The following is a 19721-nucleotide window of genomic DNA, read 5'->3' as shown; positions in this document are numbered from 1 at the left end:
TGCCTGAGGGGTCGCACAAGGGGTCATCCCCAGATGATGGCCCATGTCGCGATTTTTCACCTAAGCTGCCCAGTCCTGCCCCTTTGTCTGCCAATGTGAGCGCGACCGCCATCACCTCCTCTCCATCCAAACCCGGCACCAACTCCTTGCCCATGCCCGCCCTCGGCCGTTTTGGTCCGCTGGCACTGGCGGTGGCGGCGCTGGCGGCCATTTGCGTGGCCCTCATGGCCTGGTCGCACATGAGCTGGCGCGAGCTGCAGAACCGCGGCCACGATTTCGACACCCTGCTGGCCCAAACCCGGCTGGAGTCCCTGCGCAGCCAATGGCTGGCCGAACAGTTGCTGGAGGGGCGAATTCCCGCCAGCCACCAGCGGGTACAGGCCCCTTTGAACGAGGCCGTTCAAGCCGCCGCGCAATTGCTGGAAGCGCCAGCCCCCGCCATGCGGGAGACTTTGCAGACCTTGCTGAGCCGACTGCAGAACGCCCAGCAGTTGTTGAAGCAACGCCTGGCACAACCTGACGCTGTCCCTGCCTCGCGATTGCTGGCCGCCATGGAAGCCGTGGACCAATCGGCCACCCAGGCCCGCGCCGAATGGCAAACGGTGCTCAAGGAAGAGACCCACGCCCAAAAGCAGATCGACCTGATCAACATGGGCATCGTCGGCCTGATCACGCTGGTGCTGCTGACCTTGATCGGCCGCGCCCACAAGCAGCGCGAAGCCGCCACGCAGGCCCTGATGCGCCGCGAGGCCGAGTTGCAGGCCTTTGCCGACGCCCTGCCCGACCTGGCCTTTTTGCTGGACAAGGATGGCCGCTACATCGAGATCTTCGGCAACCATTCATCGGCCTTGCTGGGGCGTCCACGCGAGCAGTTGATCGGTCAGGTCGCTTCCAAATTTTTCTCACCCGCCAACACCGCGCTGTTCATGGGCACCTTGACCAAGGCCCTGGAAACGCGCCAGACCCAACCCTTGAGCTACCCCATCCGCATCATGGGTGGCCAGCGCCATTTCGACAGCCGCTGCGCACCCGTGGGCGACACCGACCGCGTCGTCTGGATGATCTGGGACGTGACCGCGCGCCGCCGCGCCGAGCAGCGCCTGGTGCACATGACCCGGCTGTACGACTTCCTCAGCCAGGTCAACCAGGCCATCGTCTGGTCCACCACGGAATCCGATTTGCTGACCCATGTGTGCCGCGCCGCGCTGGAACACGGCCGCTTCAAGAAGGCCTGGGTGACCCTGAGCGAGTGGGACGGCGACGTCATGAGCTGCGAGGTCTTGCCAGGCAGCTCGCCGATGGACGCGATCATGCAGGCCTTCGACGGCTTCCTGCCCAGCCTGGACACCGACACCCCGATGGACCGGGCCATGCACGAAGGCCGCATCTTCCACACCGCCGATCTGTCGCAAGTGCCCAACCGGCCAGCCTGGGCCGACGAAGCCCTGAGCCTGGGCCTGAAAGGCTGCGCCATCATCCCGCTGCGTCGCGACATGCAGTTGATGGGCCACCTGTTCCTGCTGGACAAGCAGTTGAACGCGCAAGACCAGGATGAGCGCGCCCTGTTCGAAGACGTGGCCAGCGACCTCGGCTTTGCGCTCACCAACCTGCACCGCGAATCCCTGCGCGAACTGGCCGAAGAACGCATCCGCCTGCACGCCGCCGCCTTGGAAAGCACGCGAGACGGCATGGTGGTGCTCAACCGCGACCGCGTGCTGGTGTCGATCAACCCGGCCTTCACCGACATCACCGGCTACGCCGAAGAAGACGTGCTGGGCCACACGCCCGAGTTCCTCTTCCCTGACAACCCGCTGGATGTGATCAGTGAAGTCCGCAAGGGCCTGATGACCGAGTCGAGCTGGCAAGGCGAGGTCTGGAGCCAGCGCAAGGGCGGCGAGCTGTTCATGACCAAGCTGTCGGTCAGCTCGGTGCGCACCGCCACTGGCAAGCCCAGCCACTTCGTGTGCGTGATGACCGACATCACCCAGCTCAAGCAGACCGAAGAGCGCCTGGCGCGCATGGCCCACTTCGACACCCTGACCGAGCTACCCAACCGCGCCATGATCCACGAACGCCTGGCCCACGCCGTGAGCCTGGCCGAGCGCCACCGCACGTTGGTGGGCGTGGTCTTCGTCGACCTGGACAACTTCAAGACCGTGAACGACGGGCTGGGCCACGCCGCTGGCGACAACCTCCTGCAGCAAGTGGCCCAGCGCCTGAGCCAGCGCGTGCGCCAGGAAGACACGCTGGGCCGACTGGGCGGCGACGAATTCATCCTGGTGCTGGAACACCTGCGGCACCCGCAGCAGGCCGCGCACGTGGCCCAGGCCATCCTGGACACCCTGAACGAGCCCTTCACTTTGGACAGCGGCCAGCAGGTCTACGTGCGCGCCAGCATCGGCATCAGCATGTACCCCGACGATGGCGTGGACGCCGCCGAGCTGATCCGCGATGCCGACGCGGCCATGTACGAATCCAAGCGCCGCGGACGCAACAACTTCAGCTTCTACACCAGCTCCTTCACCACCGACGCCACCAGCCGCCTGCACATGGAAACGCGCCTGCGCCGTGCGGTGGAACATGGCGAGTTCGTGCTGCACTACCAGCCGCTGGTGCGCCTGACCGACCGCAAGGTGGTTGCGCTGGAAGCCCTGGTGCGCCTGAAAACGCCCGATGGTGTGCTTGAAACCCTGCCCGCCATCGGCCCCGACGAATTCATCCCCGTGATGGAAGACACCGGCATGATCGTGGCCCTGGGCGAATGGGTGCTCAACGAAGCCTGCCGCCAAGGCAAGGCCTGGCTGGACGCGGGCATCGACTTCGGCCGCTTGTCGGTCAACCTGTCGCCCAGCGAAGTGCGGCGCGGCGGCGTGGTCGAGCGCGTGTCGCGCATCCTGAACCGCACCGGCCTGCCCGCCCACCGGCTTGAGCTGGAGATCACCGAAAGCGGCCTGATGGAATCCAGCGTGGGCGCCGAGCAGTTCCTGCACATGCTGCACGCGCTGGGCGTGTCCTTGTCGATCGACGATTTCGGCACGGGCTATTCGTCGCTGGCCTACCTCAAGCGCTTCCCAGTGCACCAGCTCAAGATCGACCGCAGCTTCATCCAGGACCTGCCCGGCAACAGCAGCGATGCCCAATTGGTGCAGACCATGATCTCGCTGGCCCGGGGCATGAACCTCAATGTGGTGGCCGAGGGCGTGGAGATGCCGGATCAGGAAGCCTTCTTGTCCTCCCTGGGTTGCGACATCGCCCAGGGCTACCTCTTCAGCCGCCCGGTGCCCCCGGACCAGATCGAGGCGATTTTTCACCAGGCGGACGCCAGCAAAAAAAGCACGATCGTTCGATAATGGCGCATCGCAGCAGCGCCAAGGCCCCCGATCATGTCTTCTGAACTCACCGCCACCACCCCTTTGTCCGCCTTGTTGGCGGCCCGCAGCATCGCCGCCCACCGGGTGAGCTTCACGGTGACCGACGACTGGCAGCAAGGCCGCACCGCCTTTGGCGGCCTGCTGTCGGCGCTGTCCGCCCAGGCCATGCGCGATGTGTGCGGTGCTGATTGGCCCATGCGCGCGCTGCAGACCAATTTCGTCGGGCCCGTCGGCCTGGGCACCTTCCACGTGGATGTGGCTTTGCTGCGCCAGGGCAAGAACGTGCGCCAGGTCAAGGCCACCGTGGTGCAGGCCGATGCCCAGGGCGTTGAGCAAGTGTGCGGCATTTTGCTGGGCGTGTTCGGCACCGGCCGCACCTCCGAGATCCCGCAACGCCGCCCCGTGCAACCCCCGGTGGCCGTGAGTGCCGAAGCCTCCGCCCCCCTGCCCTACCTGCCCGGCCTGACGCCCAATTTCACCCAGCACCTGGATTTCCGCCTGGCCGAAGGTGCCTTTCCTTTCACGGGTGGCGGTGACTGGCTGACCCGCTACCACCTGCGCCTGAAAGACAGCGCGGGCGTGGACCCGGAGCTCATCGCCATCATGCTGACCGACGCCGGCCCCACCCCGGCCTTGTCACAGGCCAAGCGCTTCGCGCCCGCCAGTTCGGTGTCCTGGGCCCTGGAGTTGCGCCCGGTCACCAACGTGGATCCGGAAGGCCTGTGGCGCCTGGACCAGGACACCATCGCCTACGACGAAGGCTATGCCAACGACCGCGCCCACCTGTGGACGCCCGATGGCCAACTGGCCGCCTTTGGTTACCAGGTGGTGGCCGTGTATGCCTGATCCGGCCCTCGCGGTCAGCGAGGAAGGCGCCCGGCCCGCCTCGCTGGGCGAGTTGTTCATCGCGTTCACCGTGCTGGCGCTGCAGGGTTTTGGTGGCGTGATCGCCATTGCTCAGCGCGAGTTGTGCGAACGTCGGCGCTGGCTGACGGCCAAGGAGTTCGTGGAACTGCTGGGCACCGCCCAGGTGCTGCCCGGCCCCAATGTTTGCAACCTGTCGCTGATGATCGGCGACCGATTCTTTGGCTGGCGCGGCGCCGCCGTCGCCCTGGCCGGCATGATGACCGCGCCCTTGATCCTGATGCTCTTCCTGGCCTGGCTCATCGCCCTGGTGCCCCACGATTCGACCGCACACGGCATGGTCCGTGGCGCCCTGACCGGCATCGCCGCCGTGGCCGCCGGGCAGATCGTGGGCACCGTGCTGCGGCTGGCCGCGCCCCTGAAGCAACACCCTTTGAGCTTGAGCGTCAGCCTGGGCCTGGCGGCCGTCGCTTTCGGCATGATGGCCTGGCTGCGCTGGCCGCTGGTCTGGGTGCTGCTGGGGCTGGGCGGTGCCACCTGCCTGCTGACCTATGCCGTGCTGCGGCGCCGAGCCGCATGAGTGCCGCCCCCGAGCCCTTGGGCTGGACACCGGACGTGTGGTGGGAGCTGTTCCAGCACTTCCTGGCCTGGTCCCTGATGTCGATCGGCGGCGCCATCACGATGGTGTCGGACATGCACCGCCGCCTGGTCACCGAGGCCGGGCTGCTGACCGACGAGAACTTCACCGCCGCCATCGCCCTGGCCCAGGCCGCGCCCGGCCCCAATGTGCTGTTCGTGGGTTTGATCGGCTGGTACAGCGCGGGCCTGGGGGGCGCCTTGACCAGCCTCATCGGCATCATGATCCCCTCCAGCACCCTGGCCCTGACAGCGTCGCGCTGGGTCGCCTCGCGTCGCGAATGGCTGGGCGTGCAGGCGTTTCAATCGGGCATGACACCCGTCACCATCGGGCTGCTGCTGGCCACGGGCTGGCTGCTGGCACCTTCCATACAGCGCCCCGCGGCCCTGGTGCTGAGCGCCGCCGTAGCCTTGCTGGTGTGGCGAACCAAAGTCCCACTGATCGCCTTGGTCGCTGGGGGCGCGGTGCTGGGCGCCTTGGGCTGGGTGTAAGCTTTTCAACCATGAGCAACACCCCCACGCCTGTCACCGTCGCCCACCGCCCCGAGGCCTCATGCTTTGAGGCCATCGTTGAAGGCCAGCGCTGTGTGGCCGATTACCAGCGCAGCGGCGCCATCGTTCACATGACCCACACCGTGGTGCCCCCATCCCTGGAGGGCCGTGGCATCGCCGCCGCTCTGGTGAACGCAGCGTTCGTGTGGGCCAAAGCCGAGGGCCTCAAGATCGACCCGGTCTGCAGCTATGTTCGTGGCTACTTGAAGCGCCACCCCGAGTGGCAATCGCTTCAAGCCTGAAGAATCCAAGCCTTACTTCATCAAGGCTGCTGCGCGGTGGGCGGCGCACCAAATGCCCGCAGGCGCATCTCGGGGCTCATGGCCCGCGCCATCTGGTCGGCAAAACGCGCCTGCAACCGGTGCGCGCCCGCCGTGTCCTGGTCAATGCTGGACACGCGCACCAGCAAGCCATCCAGCACCTGTCCGCGCAAGCCCGATGACAATTGCCGGAACTTGAACACCGAATCATCGGTCACCACACCATCGCCCAGCAAACGCCAATAGGTGATGGGCTCAGGGCGCCCATCCATGTGCGCCTGCAGATGCGTCACCGGCAAGGCACGCCCCGCCGCCTCGATCACCGCAGGGTTGACGTCTTGCACCTTGAAACCACCCGCCTGGTAGCAGACCTCGGGCCGGTGCATCTGCAAACCCACCGATTGCTGCCGACCATAGGCCACCGACAGCATCAAGCGCTGCCCCTGCTCATTGATGTAGGTGCGCTCCAGCACCTGGTCGTACATCTGGAATTGCTTGGCCTGGTCCACGGCCGGGCGCACGAACACCGAAGCGGCCGGGTCCAGGCGCCAATCGCCGAACTGGCTGGGGAAGATCGCCTCCAGCGGCATTTGAGACCGGGCATCCATGACCGCTTGCGTGTTCGGTTTGCCCACGGCGGCCAAACCTGCCACTGCCAACATGCACGCGGCCAGCACCCAGGCTTTGGTGAGATTGCGGCTCATCGGCGGAACCTCTTGGGCAACACCGCGCCCAGCACCCGATCGGCCCCGCCAATCAGGGCCAGGGCCAGGCCAAACAACACCAGCCCTGCGAAGTTGTGCAGAAAGCCCTGCCCCACCCGATCACCAAAATGGTAGGTCACCACCACCAGGATCATCACCCGCAGCACATTGGCCAGGAAGGACAAGGGCACCACCAGCACGGCCAGCAGCACATTGCGCAACCACGATTGGTAGTTCATGAGGTTGCTGTAAAGCAGGCCCATGGCCTCCAGGATGAACATGGAGTGCAGCCCGGCGCAGGCCTCGGCCACCAGCAGCTGGTATTGGCCCACCGTGATCACCACGCCCACATGCCCGACCGGGTAGCCCACCCAGCCCAGCACCGTGCTGGCCACCACCGAGACAGCTTCTTTCAAAGGCCCGGTCACCAACACGATCGCCGAGAAGGGCAGCGGCACCACGAAGAGCAAAAACAGCAGCACGAACCAGATGTGCCGCAGCACGGCCCAGCCCTTGAAACAGGCCAGCACCGCCACCAGGATGAAGTACAGCGACAGGATCTCAAGGCGCAGGAACTGCTGGGTGCGGCCAAAGGCATAGAGCAGCAGGCCCAGCGCCAGCAGCAGGATCGGGGCCCAGGCGGCGGGTCGATCGGGCAAGGCGGCGATGGTGTCCGCCTGCCGGTAGAACAACCAGGCCGCGGCCGCCAGCAACAGCACCTCGTGGCCCTGGCTGTAGGACGACCATTCGCCAAACAGAAAATCCCACAGCGTGGGCAGGACCAGGGCGGCCAAGCCCAACCCCGCGATGAGCCAGAACCGGCGGTCCGGATCGGCGGGCGGCCCCAACAATGTCAGATGGCTGCTCACTGCGCCGTGGAGGCCTTGGAGGCCCCCTCAGGCGCGCTGGCACCCGCGGCAAATGGCCCCAACAGCTGGATCTTGGCCCCCTGGCGCAAGGCTTCCATGCCCTTGGACACCGCCTCGCGTCGGCGCTGGTTGGTCAACACAGCCTGAATCGCCTGGGCGGCATCACGCCGGTTGATGGGGGCCAGTTCGGTGTGCACCAGGGTGCCAATCACCAAACCATCCGGACGCTCCAGCACCAGCGATTGGCCGGGCTCCAGGGTAGAGAACTGCTTGAGCAAAGCCAGTGGCAGGTTCTCGGCCCATTCCACCATCTCGCGGCTGGTGGCCGGCAAACCACTGGCACTCACCACTTCGTTGGCCTCCGCCAGGCTGGTGGTGGCTTTGACGCGGTCGCGCCATGCGGGTGCTTCTGCAGGGCTGACCTTCAGGGCCGTTTCCTGGATCGTGTACCGGCGCCGCTCTTTGAACAGCTCGGGGTGCTCGTCGTAGTAGCGGTCGATGTCGCCCGTGTTGGGAGGGACGGCCTTGTCGGCCAGACGGTCCTGGTACTCGCGCGCCAGAATTTCGCGCTTGGCCAGCGCCATGGCTTGCAACACCTTGGGGCTGCTGTCGAGCTTTTGCGCTCGCGCGGCCTGGGCGGCCAGCTCCTGCTCGATCAAACCCTGAAGGACTTTCTCGCCGGCCGCCTGGCCCAGTTGCCCGGACAAGGCCGGTTGGCGCTGCAGAACGGCCTGCACCTGGTGAACCGAGATTTCATCTTCGTTGACCAAGGCCACAACCTGGCCATCAGCGGGAGCATGGTCGCGCCCGCAGGCGGCCAAAAGCACCACCAACAAGGACAGCGAACCCAGTTTGAACACGTGCATAGGCCCCGACTCCAAGCTCTGAAAGGGTCATTATCAGCGAGAGCGCCATGGCGCAGCCCCAAAGAAAACGGGCCCGAAGGCCCGTCATCCCTGCCAACCTGAAAGGTCTCAGCGAGCCGAACGGCGGCGACGCACCATGAAGCCCACACCGGCCAGACCCATCAGTGCCATGGCGAAGTCGGCTGGTTCAGGGGCGGGCGAGGCCACAGGCGCCGTGGGCGCCGCATTCACGACAGCGTGGATGGTGCCCTTGTAGTAACCCGAAGTCAGGAAACCCGTGCCCACTTTCACGGTGAGGGCCATGGTGTAAGCACCAGCCCCCAGCCCGGTGAAGGAGAAACCGTCATCGGCATACGTGTCCGACAAGGCCGAACCCAGGGTGCCGCCCGACAACACGATCTTGGTCACATCCACATCACGGGTGAAGAACGACAGATCGCTGTCGGTGATGTTGCCAGCCGCGCCGCTGCTGTTGGAGCCGATCGAGAACGTGTAGTAGTCGGTGAAGGTGCCCCACGAATAGAAGGTGTTGCCAAAGTTGGTGTCACCGGCACTCAACAGACCGAGGTTGGTCGTTGCGGCACCGGCCATGCCAACAAAAGACAACATTGTCGCCAAGACAGCGGACTTCAAAGTATTCATCGAGACCTCAGTGTTTAGAGTGGCCACATGTGCTGACCAATGAACACATTGTTACTGATTTACACATGAGACACGATCCCCAAGATCGGGGGAAATGTCACCCATGGCTTCCGCCATGCGGCAAGCCGCTCCCTTGTGCGCCAGGGCAAACCCCAGGGCGTTGGCCACCATGGGCGCGTGGCGCTGCGGCGCCATCATGGCCACCGCAGCGTCCAGCGCTTGCTCGAAGGTGCTCACGCGCACCGCCGCGCCAGCAGCTTCGCTGAGTTCTGCCGCCTGGGCAAAGTTGAAGGTGTGCGGTCCCATCACCAAGGGGCAGCCGCATGCGGCCGCCTCGATCAGGTTCTGCCCCCCCAAGGGCGCAAAGCTGCCCCCCAGCAGCGCCACCCGGGCCGCCGCGTAGTAAGCGGGCATTTCGCCCATGCTGTCACCGAGCCAGACCTGACACGCCAAGGCCGCCGAACCAGGGTTGCCATCGATCGGCCATGAACTGCGGCGCGACAAGCTGAGCCCGTGCTGCGCCACCAAAGCCGCCACCTCGTCAAAGCGCTGGGGATGCCGGGGCACGATCACGAGCCGGGGCGCCAAGTCATCGTCGGTGGCGCCACGGTGAAGCTGCGTCCAGGCCGCCAGCAGATCAGCCTCTTCACCCTCACGGGTCACCGCTGCCAGCACGATGGGCCGAACACTGGCCTGGGCCCAGGCGCGCCCACGATCCATCAATTCGGGCGACGGCGTCAGGTCGAACTTGACGTTGCCACACACCTTGACGCGCGGCGCGCCAGCCTGCAGCAAACGTTCGGCATCGGCCTGCGTCTGCGCCAGGACCAAGGCCAGGCTTTGGGCGGCTGGGTGCATCAAAGCACGCAAGCGCAGGGCCTGGCGTAAACTTTTCTCGCTCAGCCGGGCATTGGCCAGCACCATGGGCAAGCCCGCCCGCGCGGCCTCGCGCTGGACATTGGGCCAGATCTCGGTTTCCATCAGCACGCCCATGCGCACGCCATGCAAACGCAAAAACCGTCGCACGGCACCGGGCGTGTCATAAGGCAGCCAGGTTTGCACATCGCCTTCCTGCAGCAAAGCAGCCCCCGCCTCGCGGCCCGTGGCGGTGCCGTGCGTCAACACCAGCCGCAGGCCAGGCCACACGCGGCGCAACTCGATGAGCAGGGGTTTGGCGGCCAGCGTTTCACCCAAAGACACCGCATGCAACCAGATCAGCGGGCCCCTCCCTGACCGGGCGTGAGCCACTTTCTGGCGATGCGCCCTGCCATAGAAGCCCAGGCGCTGCGGCCAATGGACCCGGTAAACAGGCTCCTGGCGCCCACGCCGCCACACCCGCCACAAATAGGCAGGCACCAACAGGCGCAGCAGCAGGGTGTAGGCCTGCTGCGCCAACCAGGTCTTGAACACGCGGCCGATCAGTGTGCGCTGGCGCCAACGTGGGCGTCCGGCTTCACGGCCAGGATGGCGGCCATGAACTGCTTCTGGATGCGGTCCAGCGCGGCTTGCGTCTGGCCCTCAAAGCGCAGCACCAGCACCGGCGTGGTGTTGGATGCCCGCACCAGGCCAAAGCCGTCGGCGAAGTCGGCGCGCAGGCCGTCGATGGTGTGCACCTCCAGCGCATCCGGGAACTTGGCGGTTTCCTTGAGCTTGGCCACCACATCATGGTGCTCGCCTTCGGCGCAGGCCACGTTCAGCTCGGGCGTGCTGAAGCTGGTGGGCAAGGCGTCCAGCACCTCGCTGGGATTGGCAAACTTGCTGAGGATCTCGAGCAGGCGGCCGGCCGTGTAGGTAGCGTCGTCAAAGCCGTACCAGCGCTCCGAGAAGAAGATGTGGCCACTCATCTCGCCCGCGAAAGGCGAGCCGGTTTCCTTGAGTTTGGCCTTGACCAGCGAGTGCCCGGTCTTGTACATCACGGGCACGCCACCGGCTTCGCGGATGGCCTGCGACAGGCGCTGGCTGCACTTCACGTCGAAAATGATCTGGGCGCCAGGCACACGGGACAGCACGTCGCGGGCAAACAGCATGATCTGGCGGTCCGGGAAAATGTTGTTGCCATCCTTGGTGACCACGCCCAGGCGGTCGCCATCGCCGTCAAAGGCCAGGCCCAGCTCGGCGCCATGCTCTTTCACCGCCTTGATCAGGTCGACCAGGTTTTCAGGCTTGGAGGGATCCGGGTGGTGGTTGGGGAAATCGCCGTTCACTTCGGAGAACAGCTCGATCACTTCGCAGCCCAGCGCGCGCAGGATGCCGGGGGCCGAAGCGCCAGGGATGCCATTGCCGGAATCCACCACGATCTTCATGGGGCGGGCCAGCTTGGCATCACCAACGATGCGCTGGGTGTACTCGGCCAGCACGTTCAACTCGCTCAGACTGCCGCTGCCCGTGGCGTAGTCTTCAGCCTCAATGCGTTGGCGCAGGCCCTGGATGTCGTCGCCGTAAATGGCACGGCCACCCAGCACCATCTTGAAGCCGTTGTAATCCTTGGGGTTGTGGCTGCCGGTGACCTGGATGCCGCTGTGGCAGCCTTGGTCGCCGCGCGTGGCGGCCACGTAATACAGCATGGGCGTGGTCACGGCGCCCAGGTCGATCACGTTGATGCCGGTCGAGCGCAGGCCCTTGATCAGGGCAGCGGCCAGGCTGGGGCCAGACAAGCGGCCATCGCGGCCAATCGCCACGGCTTTTTCGCCCAGCTTGAGTGCTTCGGTGCCGAAGGCACGGCCCAGGTGCTCAGCCATGGCGACGTCCAAGGTCTTGTCCACGATGCCGCGGATGTCATAGGCCTTGAAAATGGAAGCGGTGACTTGCATGGTGATCCTTTGCTGATTTGAACTGATGCGGTGACGCAGACGGGTGCGCCTTGGGATGGATTCTAGAGACCCTGGACGATGGTCCCGTGACGGATTGCAGATAGGATGCCAGCTCGCCCGACCAAGCCCCCCATTCAGACCATGTACACCGCGCAGACGCACATCGACTCGCCACTTGGCAGCGTCTTGCTGGCCCGCACAGCGCAAGGCCTGGCCGGGCTGTGGTTTGCCGAAGGCCAGCGAGACTTCCCCGGCAAGCTGGAGGCCCCCATGGCCCGCCACGACCTGCTTTTCCATACCGTGGAAATGCAGTTGCAGCGATATTGGGCTGCCCCCCAGGGCACGGCGGCCGATTTCGACCTTCCCCTGGACCCGATGGGCACCGCGTTCCAGCAAGCCGTCTGGCGCGCGCTGCTGACGATCGGCCATGGTGAGATTTGCAGTTACGGCGACATTGCCAAGCGCCTTGGCAATCCTCAGGCCAACCGGGCGGTGGGCATGGCTGTGGGACGCAACCCCCTCTCCATCATCGTGCCTTGCCACCGTGTGGTGGGCCGCGACACGCGATTGACCGGCTACTCCGGCGGCATGCACCGAAAAATAGCGCTGCTGACCCAGGAAGGGCACCTGGTGCACGACAACCGCCTTCACCGCCCGGTCCCCGGGCAGGCCACGCTGGCATGAAGGCGCGCGACGCCCTGGAGATGCTGCTCCTGGCCGCGGTCTGGGGCGCCTCTTTCCTGTTCTTGCGCATGGCGGCGCCGGTCGTGGGGCCCCTGGCCGTGGCCGCGATCCGGGTCACAGGGGCCGCCCTGCTGCTGATGCCCGTGTTGATGTGGCGCGGCGACCTGGCCCGCCTCAAGCCCTGGCTGCCCGCCTTGCTCGTCTCCGCCCTGCTGTCCTATGTGCTGCCCTTCCTCGGGCTCGGCCAGGCTGCGCGCTCACTGCCCGCCGGATTGCTGTCCATCCTCAACGCGACCACACCGCTGTGGGGCGCGCTGGTGGGCTGGTGGTGGGCCGGTGAACGCCTGTCTGCGGGGCGGCTGCTGGGGCTGGCCATCGGCGTTGGCGGCGTGGCCCTGCTGGCGGCCGACCGCTCTCAGATCGGCTCGGGCGCCGCATGGCAGGCGGTGGCGCTGTGCCTGGCCTCCACCCTGATGTACGCGCTGGCGGTTCACCACGCCAAGCGCTACCTCAGTGGGCTGTCGCCCGTGAGCGTCAGCGCGGGCTCGCTGGGCTGCGCCGCCCTGATGCTGGCCTTGCCAGCCTGGTGGCTGGGGCCTCAGCCAGCGCAAGGCCCGGCCCTGCAGTGGGACAAGGTGCCCGCCACCACCTGGGGCGCCGCGCTGGGCTTGGCCATGATGTGCACCGCCCTGGCTTACCTGTTGTTTTACCGCTTGATCGCACGGGTGGGGCCCACCAAAGCTTTGACCGTGACGTTCCTCATCCCCGTGTTCGGCATGCTGTGGGGCAGCCTGTTCCTGAACGAACAGATCAGCACCACCATGATGGCCAGCACCACGGTGATCGTGCTGGGCACCTTGCTGTCCAGCGGCGCCTGGTCGCCCTTCGCTCGCCGTGCAGACAAGAAAGCCCCTGCCGCATAGGTTCATTCACGATTTGTCACTTGGGCATCGTGGGGTCCCTTCTAGAATGCCGTTGACATTCACCCACCGCCTATCGGCACATGGCCATCCCTGTTCGCTCTCCGCAAAGAAGCCGCGCCTCCAGCCGTTTCGAATGGTGGCTCGAACACGCGCGCCGCGAACGATGCCGCGCGTGACGCCGCCCATGGCGTCGACCCTGCGCGCCTGCTGACGCGCACCTCCCGGCAAGCTGGCGATTCTCGTGTGCCGCACCCACTCTGGGCGCGGTGGCGAGTTGCGCCATGCCGCCACCCGCTTCTTTTGAACAGAGAACACACCCATGACAGAACTGGCCACTCCAGGACTGGGCGCCGCGCATGCCGCGAACGCCTTGCACCGCAACCACAGTTACCACCAGCCCGACACCCTGGGCCACTTCGGGCCTTACGGCGGAATCTTCGTATCCGAGACGCTGATCCACGCGCTGGACGAACTCCAGCAGGCCTATGACCACCTGCGCGACGACCCCGGCTTTCTGAATGAATTGCGCGACGAATTGCGCTACTTCGTCGGCCGCCCTTCGCCGGTTTACCACGCCCGGCGCTGGTCAGATCAGATGGGCGGTGCCCGCATCTACTTCAAGCGCGAGGACCTCAACCACACAGGGGCGCACAAGATCAACAACGTGATCGGCCAAGCGCTGCTGGCCAAGCAGATGGGCAAGACGCGCATCATCGCCGAGACGGGCGCGGGGCAGCATGGGGTTGCCACCGCGACGATCTGCGCGCGTTTTGGCCTGAAGTGCGTGGTCTACATGGGCGCGGATGACGTGCGCCGCCAAGCTCAGAACGTCATCCGCATGCAGTTGCTGGGTGCACAAGTCGTGCCTGTCGAATCGGGCTCACGCACCTTGAAGGACGCGCTCAACGAGGCCATGCGCGACTGGGTCACGAATGTGGAGGACACTTTCTACATCATCGGCACGGTGGCGGGCCCTCACCCCTATCCCATGATGGTGAGGGACTTCCAGTCCGTCATCGGGCAGGAATGCCTGACACAGATGCCCGAGATGGCTGGCCGCCAGCCCGACCACGTGGTGGCCTGTGTGGGCGGAGGCTCCAACGCCATGGGCATTTTCTATCCGTATATCGGCGACGCGTCGGTGACCTTGGTGGGCGTGGAAGCTGGCGGCGAAGGCATCGACAGCGGCCGACACGCAGCCTCGCTGACGGCGGGCTCGTCCGGGGTGCTGCATGGCAATCGCACCTACCTGCTGCAAGATCCGAAGGGGCAGATCATGGACACGCATTCGGTCTCGGCCGGGCTGGACTACCCGGGCGTGGGACCCGAGCACGCCTGGCTCAAGGACACTGGCCGTGCGAGCTATGTCACGGTCACCGACGACGAGGCGCTACAGGCTTTCCACGACTGCTGCCGACTCGAAGGCATCATCCCCGCGCTGGAATCGAGCCACGCGCTCGCCCATGCCGCCAAGCTCGCGAGCACGCTGTCACCCCAACACATCGTCCTGGCCAATCTGTCAGGGCGAGGAGACAAGGACATGCACACCGTCTCCGAACGGCTGGCGCAGACTCGGCCGCAGCCATCGCAGTCCCACTCCAACAACGCGAAGGATTGAAGCCATGTCCAGAATTACCAAGATCTTCGACACGCTGCGGGCGCATCACCGCACGGGACTGATCCCCTTCATCACCGCAGGGGACCCGCACCCTTCCATCACCGTGCCATTGATGCATGCGCTCGTCGAAGCGGGCGCTGACGTGCTCGAATTGGGCGTGCCCTTTTCCGACCCCATGGCTGAAGGCCCTGTGATTCAGCGGGCCTGCGAACGCGCCCTGGCCTTCGACGTTGGGCTGACGGACGTGCTGGACATGGTCCGCCTTTTCCGGCAGACCGACGCGGTCACACCGGTGGTGCTGATGGGCTATGCCAATCCTGTCGAACACATGGGCGTCGATCGATTCACCTCAGCGGCCGCCGAAGCAGGTGTCGACGGGCTCATCGTGGTCGATTACCCGCCCCAGGAAGCACAGGCCTTGAGCACGGCGCTGGAACGCGCGGGCATGGACCTCATCTTCCTGCTGGCCCCCACCTCGACCGAGAAGCGCATGGAGGAGGTCGGCCGCATGGGCCGTGGCTTCAGCTACTACGTCTCGCTCAAGGGGGTGACGGGCGCCTCGCACATCGACACGCACGAGGTGGCGCAGCGCCTGGCGCTGATCCGCCAGCACGTCAAGCTGCCCATGGGCGTCGGCTTCGGGATCCGGGATGCCGAGACGGCGCGCGCGGTGGCGTCCGTGGCGGACGCCGTGATCATCGGCAGCAAGGTGATCCAGGAGATGGCCGCGGTGCCCTTGGAGGAAGCGGTGGAAGTGGCCCGGCGGCTAATCGGCCAGGTCCGCCTGGCGCTGGACGCGCCACGCTAGTGTCCCACCCTCAGGCCTCGGGTCGTCAATGAGCCAAGGCAGCCATATCCCCGAACAGCTGCGTCAACGCCGCGCCAGGGTCCGGGGCCTTCATGAAGGCCTCGCCGACGAGGAAGCCGTGCACGCCCTGTGAGCGCATCATGGCCACATAACTGGGCGTGCTGACACCGCTTTCTGTCACGAGGATGCGGTCCGGCGGCACGGACTTGCGCAATTGCAGGGTCGTGTCCAGGCGGATCTCGAAGGTGTTCAGGTTGCGGTTGTTGATGCCGATGAGGGGCGTGGGAATGCGCAGCGCCCTCTCCAGTTCGCGCATGTTGTGCACCTCCAGCAAGACGGCCATGCCCAGTTCCTGCGCCTCGTCGGCCAGCGCGGCCATCCGGGCATCGGACAAGGCCGCCGCGATGAGGAGCACGCAGTCCGCCTCCATCACCCTGGCCTCGTAGAGTTGGTAGGCATCGACGATGAAGTCTTTGCGCAAGACGGGCAACGCGCACGCGGCCCTAGCCTGCCGCAGGTAGTCCGCACTGCCCGAGAAGTAGCGCTCGTCCGTCAGCACGGACAGACAGGCCGCGCCATGCTGAGCGTAGCTAGTGGCGATCGCAGCCGGATCGAATGGATCGCGCAGCACACCACGGCTGGGCGAAGCTCGCTTGATCTCGGCAATGACCGCGGCTTGGCCGGCATCGATCCGCGCGCGGATGGCCGCCAGGAAATCGCGGGCAGGCCGCATCGACAGGGCCTGTCTGCGCAGCGCCTCGCCGCTCACCTGGTTGCTGTGCTCGGCGACTTCCTCGAACTTGGTCTTCAAGATCGTCTGAAGCAGATCATTGGGCAGGGACAGCAAAGGATGGGTCGTGGGGATCATGATGTGGTGACTCGTTGAGTGAATCGGATGAAGGCATCGAAACGCTCGCCCGCTTTGCCATCGGCCACGAGCCGGTTGGCACGGAGCACGCCTGCTTGCAGGGTGGGCTCGATGCCGGCAACGTACAGCGCGGCTCCGGCATTGAGGACCACGATGTCCCGCGCCGGCCCCGGCCGGTTCGCGAAGACCTCGCGAACGATGCGCAGGCTGTCAGGTGCGCCGTCGACCAGCAGCGTGGACAGCGAAGCCCGTGCCATGCCGAAGGCTTCCGGCACGATGCGGTAGTGGCGGATGCGCCCATCGTGAAGTTCGACCACGTCCGTGGCCGCTGCCACGCTGATCTCGTCAAGGCCATCCTCAGCATGGACCACCATCACATGTTCGCTGCCCAGGTCGCGCAGCACCTCGGCCATGGGCACCAGCCATTCGGCGTCGAACACGCCGATCACCTGGCGACGCGCGCCTGCCGGGTTGCTCAGTGGGCCCAGCAGATTGAACAGGCTGCGCCCGCCCAATTCGCGGCGCGGCCCGGCCACATGGGCGACGGCAGGATGGTGAGCGGGCGCGAACAGAAAGGCAATGCCCAGTTCCCGCAGACAGGCGTGCAGACAGGCTTCGGGCAGGTCCAGACGGGCGCCCGCGGCCTCCAGCAAATCGGCGCTGCCGCTGCGGCTGGAGACCGAGCGATTTCCATGCTTGGCCACGACGGCACCACCGGCCGCGGCAACGAAGGCACAGGCCGTCGACACGTTGAAGATGTGCGCGCCATCGCCGCCCGTGCCGCAGGTGTCCACCAGGTGTGGATGCTCGACATGCAGGCTGCGCGCAAAGGCGCGCATGACCTGGGCGGCGGCCGTCAACTCGCCGACAGATTCGCCCTTCATGCGCAGCCCAACCAGCAGCGCGCCAATCTGGGCGGGTGAGGCCTCGCCCGCCAGCACCTGCTTCATCACCTGCTGCATCGCCTGAGGCGGCAGGTCCTGGCGCGCCACCACGGACTGGATGGCAGCCTTCACATCCATGACGGCTTCCATGGTCAGCACGCTTGCGCCAGTTCGCGCTCGATCAGCACATGAGAACGCAGAAAGTTGCCCAGCAGCGCATGGCCGTGTTCAGACAGGATGGATTCAGGATGGAACTGCACCCCCTCGATGGGCAAGGTGCGGTGCCGCAGGCCCATGATGTCGTCGAAGCTACCGTCGGGGTTTTCCGTCCAGGCCGTCACTTCCAGGCAACTGGGCAAGCTGTCGCGATCGATGGCCAGCGAGTGGTAGCGAATGGCCTCGAACGGCGTCGGCAGGCCACGAAAGACACCGCCCCCCTTGTGTTGGATCATGGACGTCTTGCCGTGCATGAGCCGACGCGCCTTCACGACGCGGCCACCGAAGGCTTGCCCCAGGGCCTGGTGCCCGAGGCACACGCCCAGGATGGGCACGCGCCCCGCGAAGTAGCGGGCCACCTCCAACGACACGCCTGCCTCGCTGGGGCTGCAGGGCCCGGGCGAGATCACGATGTGGCTGGGCGCCAGGCACCGGATGTCGTCCACGGTGATCTGGTCATTGCGGTAAACCTGCACATGCGCCCCAAGCTCGCTGAAATACTGCACGAGGTTGTAGGTGAATGAATCGTAGTTGTCGATCATCAACAGCATGACGTGCTCCATTGGTTGATTGCTTGAGGAAGGACGTGCCGGGCCTTCATCAGGCCGCGGCACGCTGCAGGCCACCTTCGGCCTGCGCGATGGCCTTGAACATGGCCCGGGCCTTGTTCATGGTTTCTTCCCATTCGAGCTCCGGCACCGAATCGGCGACGATGCCCGCGCCAGCCTGGATGTGCAGCACGCCGTCCTTGACGACCGCGGTGCGGATAGCGATCGCGGTGTCCAAGGCCCCCGACCAAGAGAGGTAGCCGATGGCGCCCGCATAAATGCCCCGCTTGACGGGCTCCACTTCGTGGATGATCTCCATCGCCCTCACCTTGGGCGCGCCACTGACCGTGCCAGCCGGGAAGGTGGCGCGCAGCACGTCCATGGCGCCGGTGTCGGGCTTGAGGCGCCCCGTCACGTTCGACACCATGTGCATCACGTGTGAATAGTGCTCGACCACCATGCGCTCCGTCACCTTCACGCTGCCGGCCTGGCTGATGCGCCCCACATCATTGCGCCCGAGGTCGATCAGCATGATGTGCTCGGCGCGCTCCTTGGGGTCGGCAAGCAGATCCTGCTCCAGCACCTGGTCCTCCGCCGCTGATCCTCCCCGGCGCCGCGTGCCGGCGATGGGCCTGACGGTGACGTCGCCGTCGCGCAGGCGCACCAGGATTTCTGGCGACGAGCCAACGACGTGGCACTCGCCCAGGTCCATGTAGAACATGTAAGGCGAGGGATTGAGGCTGCGCAGGGCGCGGTAGATGTCCAGTGGCGGCGCCTCGATCGGCATGGACATGCGCTGCGAAAGCACGACCTGCATCACATCGCCTTCGACGATGTAGCGCTGAATGCGCCGCACGGCCGCCTCGAAGTCGGCCTTGTCGAACCAGGCGGTTGCCTCCTGCTCCAGCGCGCGGGCGTACCCAGCGGACGAGGGCACGAAGCCGCCACGCATGGGCGTCCTGATCGGCTCGCGAAAGGCTGCCTCCAAGCTGGCCAGCCTGCCCTGCGCGTGCTCGTAGGCGCCCGGCCGCGCGGGATTGGCCAGCACCACCAGCGACAGCTTGCCGCGCAGGTTGTCAAACACGACCACCTCCTCGGACACCATCAGCAGGATATCGGGCACATCAAGCGGATCTGCCCGGGGCGCGCGCACCATCCCTGGCTCGATGTAGGCGACCGTGTCGTAGCCGAAATAGCCCACCAATCCGCCAATGAAGGGCATGGCGCTGCTGGAAGGGGCAACACAAAAACGTGTGGCGTAGTCCTGAAGCCAGGCCAGCGGGTCGTCTGCCTCCACGTCTTCCACGGTCAGACCGTGGTCCTCGACCTGGATGCGACTGCCGCGCACCTTGATGACCACGTCGCTGGGCAACCCCATGATCGAGTATCGCCCCCAGTTCTCCGCCCGGCCCGGCACGGACTCCAGCAGATAGGAATGACGACCCTGCGCCAGCTTGGCATAGGCGCTCAGCGCGGTTTCGAAGTCGGCCACCAGTTCCCGCTCCATGGGGATGCGGTTGTAGCCCATGGCAGCGAACTGTTCGAACTCTTGACGTTGCATCTCGGCTTGTCCTCTCTGTGTATGGGGGGCGTACCTG

Annotated in this window: 19 protein-coding genes; 9 read left to right on the top strand and 10 right to left on the bottom strand. The window is 65.7% G+C overall.

Annotated elements, in window-relative coordinates; translation table 11 throughout:
• Nucleotides 1-95: 95 nt before the first annotated feature.
• From Q7V20_RS05140 to Q7V20_RS05120, 5 genes are read left to right on the top strand one after another with little or no spacing between them, the layout of a single operon-like run.
• A complete protein-coding gene (locus Q7V20_RS05140) occupies nucleotides 96-3350 on the top strand; it encodes an EAL domain-containing protein (protein WP_304787881.1) in 3255 nt (1084 codons plus the stop codon).
• A gap of 33 nt (nucleotides 3351-3383) precedes the next feature.
• Nucleotides 3384-4217 carry an acyl-CoA thioesterase II gene (locus Q7V20_RS05135; RefSeq protein ID WP_304787878.1) on the top strand — a complete coding sequence of 278 codons (834 nt, stop codon included), beginning with the start codon at nucleotides 3384-3386 and terminating at the stop codon, nucleotides 4215-4217.
• On the top strand, nucleotides 4210-4815 hold the full coding sequence (locus tag Q7V20_RS05130) for a chromate transporter (RefSeq protein WP_304787877.1): 606 nt from the start codon (nucleotides 4210-4212) through the stop codon (nucleotides 4813-4815). Before Q7V20_RS05135 ends, Q7V20_RS05130 begins: the two co-directional genes overlap by 8 nt.
• On the top strand, nucleotides 4812-5363 hold the full coding sequence (locus Q7V20_RS05125; RefSeq protein WP_304787875.1) for a chromate transporter: 552 nt from the start codon (nucleotides 4812-4814) through the stop codon (nucleotides 5361-5363). Before Q7V20_RS05130 ends, Q7V20_RS05125 begins: the two co-directional genes overlap by 4 nt.
• Before the next feature lie 11 nt (nucleotides 5364-5374).
• The gene (locus tag Q7V20_RS05120; RefSeq protein WP_304787873.1) at nucleotides 5375-5665 is read left to right on the top strand and encodes a GNAT family N-acetyltransferase; all 291 of its coding nucleotides are present in this window, start codon (nucleotides 5375-5377) and stop codon (nucleotides 5663-5665) included.
• 20 nt (nucleotides 5666-5685) lie between these two features.
• Here Q7V20_RS05120 and epsI read toward each other — a convergent pair whose 3' ends face one another.
• The 6 genes from epsI to Q7V20_RS05090 all read right to left on the bottom strand — a co-directional run bounded on the left by epsI (nucleotide 5686) and on the right by Q7V20_RS05090 (nucleotide 11574).
• Nucleotides 5686-6387 carry an exosortase-associated protein EpsI, B-type gene (gene epsI, locus Q7V20_RS05115; protein ID WP_304787870.1) on the bottom strand — a complete coding sequence of 234 codons (702 nt, stop codon included), beginning with the start codon at nucleotides 6385-6387 and terminating at the stop codon, nucleotides 5686-5688.
• Entirely contained in the window at nucleotides 6384-7256 is an 873-nt protein-coding gene (gene xrtB / locus Q7V20_RS05110) for an exosortase B (protein WP_304787868.1), read from the bottom strand. Before xrtB ends, epsI begins: the two co-directional genes overlap by 4 nt.
• The gene (locus Q7V20_RS05105; protein WP_304787866.1) at nucleotides 7253-8122 is read right to left on the bottom strand and encodes an EpsD family peptidyl-prolyl cis-trans isomerase; all 870 of its coding nucleotides are present in this window, start codon (nucleotides 8120-8122) and stop codon (nucleotides 7253-7255) included. Before Q7V20_RS05105 ends, xrtB begins: the two co-directional genes overlap by 4 nt.
• A 108-nt stretch (nucleotides 8123-8230) precedes the next feature.
• Nucleotides 8231-8731 (bottom strand): FxDxF family PEP-CTERM protein, encoded by a 501-nt coding sequence (locus tag Q7V20_RS05100; protein WP_304787863.1) that lies wholly within the window; start codon nucleotides 8729-8731, stop codon nucleotides 8231-8233.
• Between the two features lie 84 nt (nucleotides 8732-8815).
• Nucleotides 8816-10174 (bottom strand): 3-deoxy-D-manno-octulosonic acid transferase, encoded by a 1359-nt coding sequence (locus Q7V20_RS05095; protein ID WP_304787860.1) that lies wholly within the window; start codon nucleotides 10172-10174, stop codon nucleotides 8816-8818.
• A gap of 8 nt (nucleotides 10175-10182) precedes the next feature.
• Complete coding sequence (locus tag Q7V20_RS05090) at nucleotides 10183-11574, bottom strand: phosphomannomutase/phosphoglucomutase (RefSeq protein WP_304787858.1); 1392 nt, start codon at nucleotides 11572-11574, stop codon at nucleotides 10183-10185.
• A 105-nt stretch (nucleotides 11575-11679) separates the two neighbouring features.
• On the opposite strand from Q7V20_RS05090, the gene Q7V20_RS05085 reads away from it, so the two are divergent.
• The 4 genes from Q7V20_RS05085 (at nucleotide 11680) to trpA (ending at nucleotide 15607) form a co-directional block, all read left to right on the top strand.
• Nucleotides 11680-12258, top strand: coding sequence for a methylated-DNA--[protein]-cysteine S-methyltransferase (locus Q7V20_RS05085; protein WP_304787856.1), 579 nt, complete (start codon nucleotides 11680-11682; stop codon nucleotides 12256-12258).
• Nucleotides 12255-13181 carry a DMT family transporter gene (locus tag Q7V20_RS05080; RefSeq protein WP_304787854.1) on the top strand — a complete coding sequence of 309 codons (927 nt, stop codon included), beginning with the start codon at nucleotides 12255-12257 and terminating at the stop codon, nucleotides 13179-13181. The genes Q7V20_RS05085 and Q7V20_RS05080 overlap by 4 nt, the downstream gene beginning before the upstream one ends.
• Before the next feature lie 319 nt (nucleotides 13182-13500).
• Entirely contained in the window at nucleotides 13501-14799 is a 1299-nt protein-coding gene (gene trpB / locus Q7V20_RS05075) for a tryptophan synthase subunit beta (protein ID WP_304787850.1), read from the top strand.
• 4 nt (nucleotides 14800-14803) lie between these two features.
• A complete protein-coding gene (gene trpA, locus Q7V20_RS05070; RefSeq protein WP_304787846.1) occupies nucleotides 14804-15607 on the top strand; it encodes a tryptophan synthase subunit alpha in 804 nt (267 codons plus the stop codon).
• A 25-nt stretch (nucleotides 15608-15632) separates the two neighbouring features.
• Here the strand turns inward: trpA and trpC are convergent, their stop codons facing one another.
• Genes trpC through trpE form a run of 4 tightly spaced genes read right to left on the bottom strand, consistent with a single transcriptional unit; the run spans nucleotide 15633 to nucleotide 19684 of the window.
• Nucleotides 15633-16475, bottom strand: coding sequence for an indole-3-glycerol phosphate synthase TrpC (gene trpC / locus Q7V20_RS05065; protein ID WP_304787844.1), 843 nt, complete (start codon nucleotides 16473-16475; stop codon nucleotides 15633-15635).
• Nucleotides 16472-17497 (bottom strand): anthranilate phosphoribosyltransferase, encoded by a 1026-nt coding sequence (trpD, locus tag Q7V20_RS05060; protein ID WP_304787841.1) that lies wholly within the window; start codon nucleotides 17495-17497, stop codon nucleotides 16472-16474. The genes trpC and trpD overlap by 4 nt, the downstream gene beginning before the upstream one ends.
• A gap of 14 nt (nucleotides 17498-17511) precedes the next feature.
• The gene (locus tag Q7V20_RS05055) at nucleotides 17512-18126 is read right to left on the bottom strand and encodes an aminodeoxychorismate/anthranilate synthase component II (RefSeq protein WP_304787839.1); all 615 of its coding nucleotides are present in this window, start codon (nucleotides 18124-18126) and stop codon (nucleotides 17512-17514) included.
• A 49-nt stretch (nucleotides 18127-18175) separates the two neighbouring features.
• Nucleotides 18176-19684, bottom strand: coding sequence for an anthranilate synthase component I (gene trpE / locus Q7V20_RS05050; protein ID WP_304787837.1), 1509 nt, complete (start codon nucleotides 19682-19684; stop codon nucleotides 18176-18178).
• Between the last annotated feature and the right edge of the window lie 37 nt (nucleotides 19685-19721).

This window comes from Aquabacterium sp. (assembly GCF_030652515.1).
In the GTDB taxonomy this organism is placed as follows: Bacteria; Pseudomonadota; Gammaproteobacteria; order Burkholderiales; family Burkholderiaceae_C; genus Aquabacterium.
The sequence above is the reverse complement of the archived record's forward strand: the minus strand, read 5'-3'. Positions and strand labels throughout refer to the sequence as shown.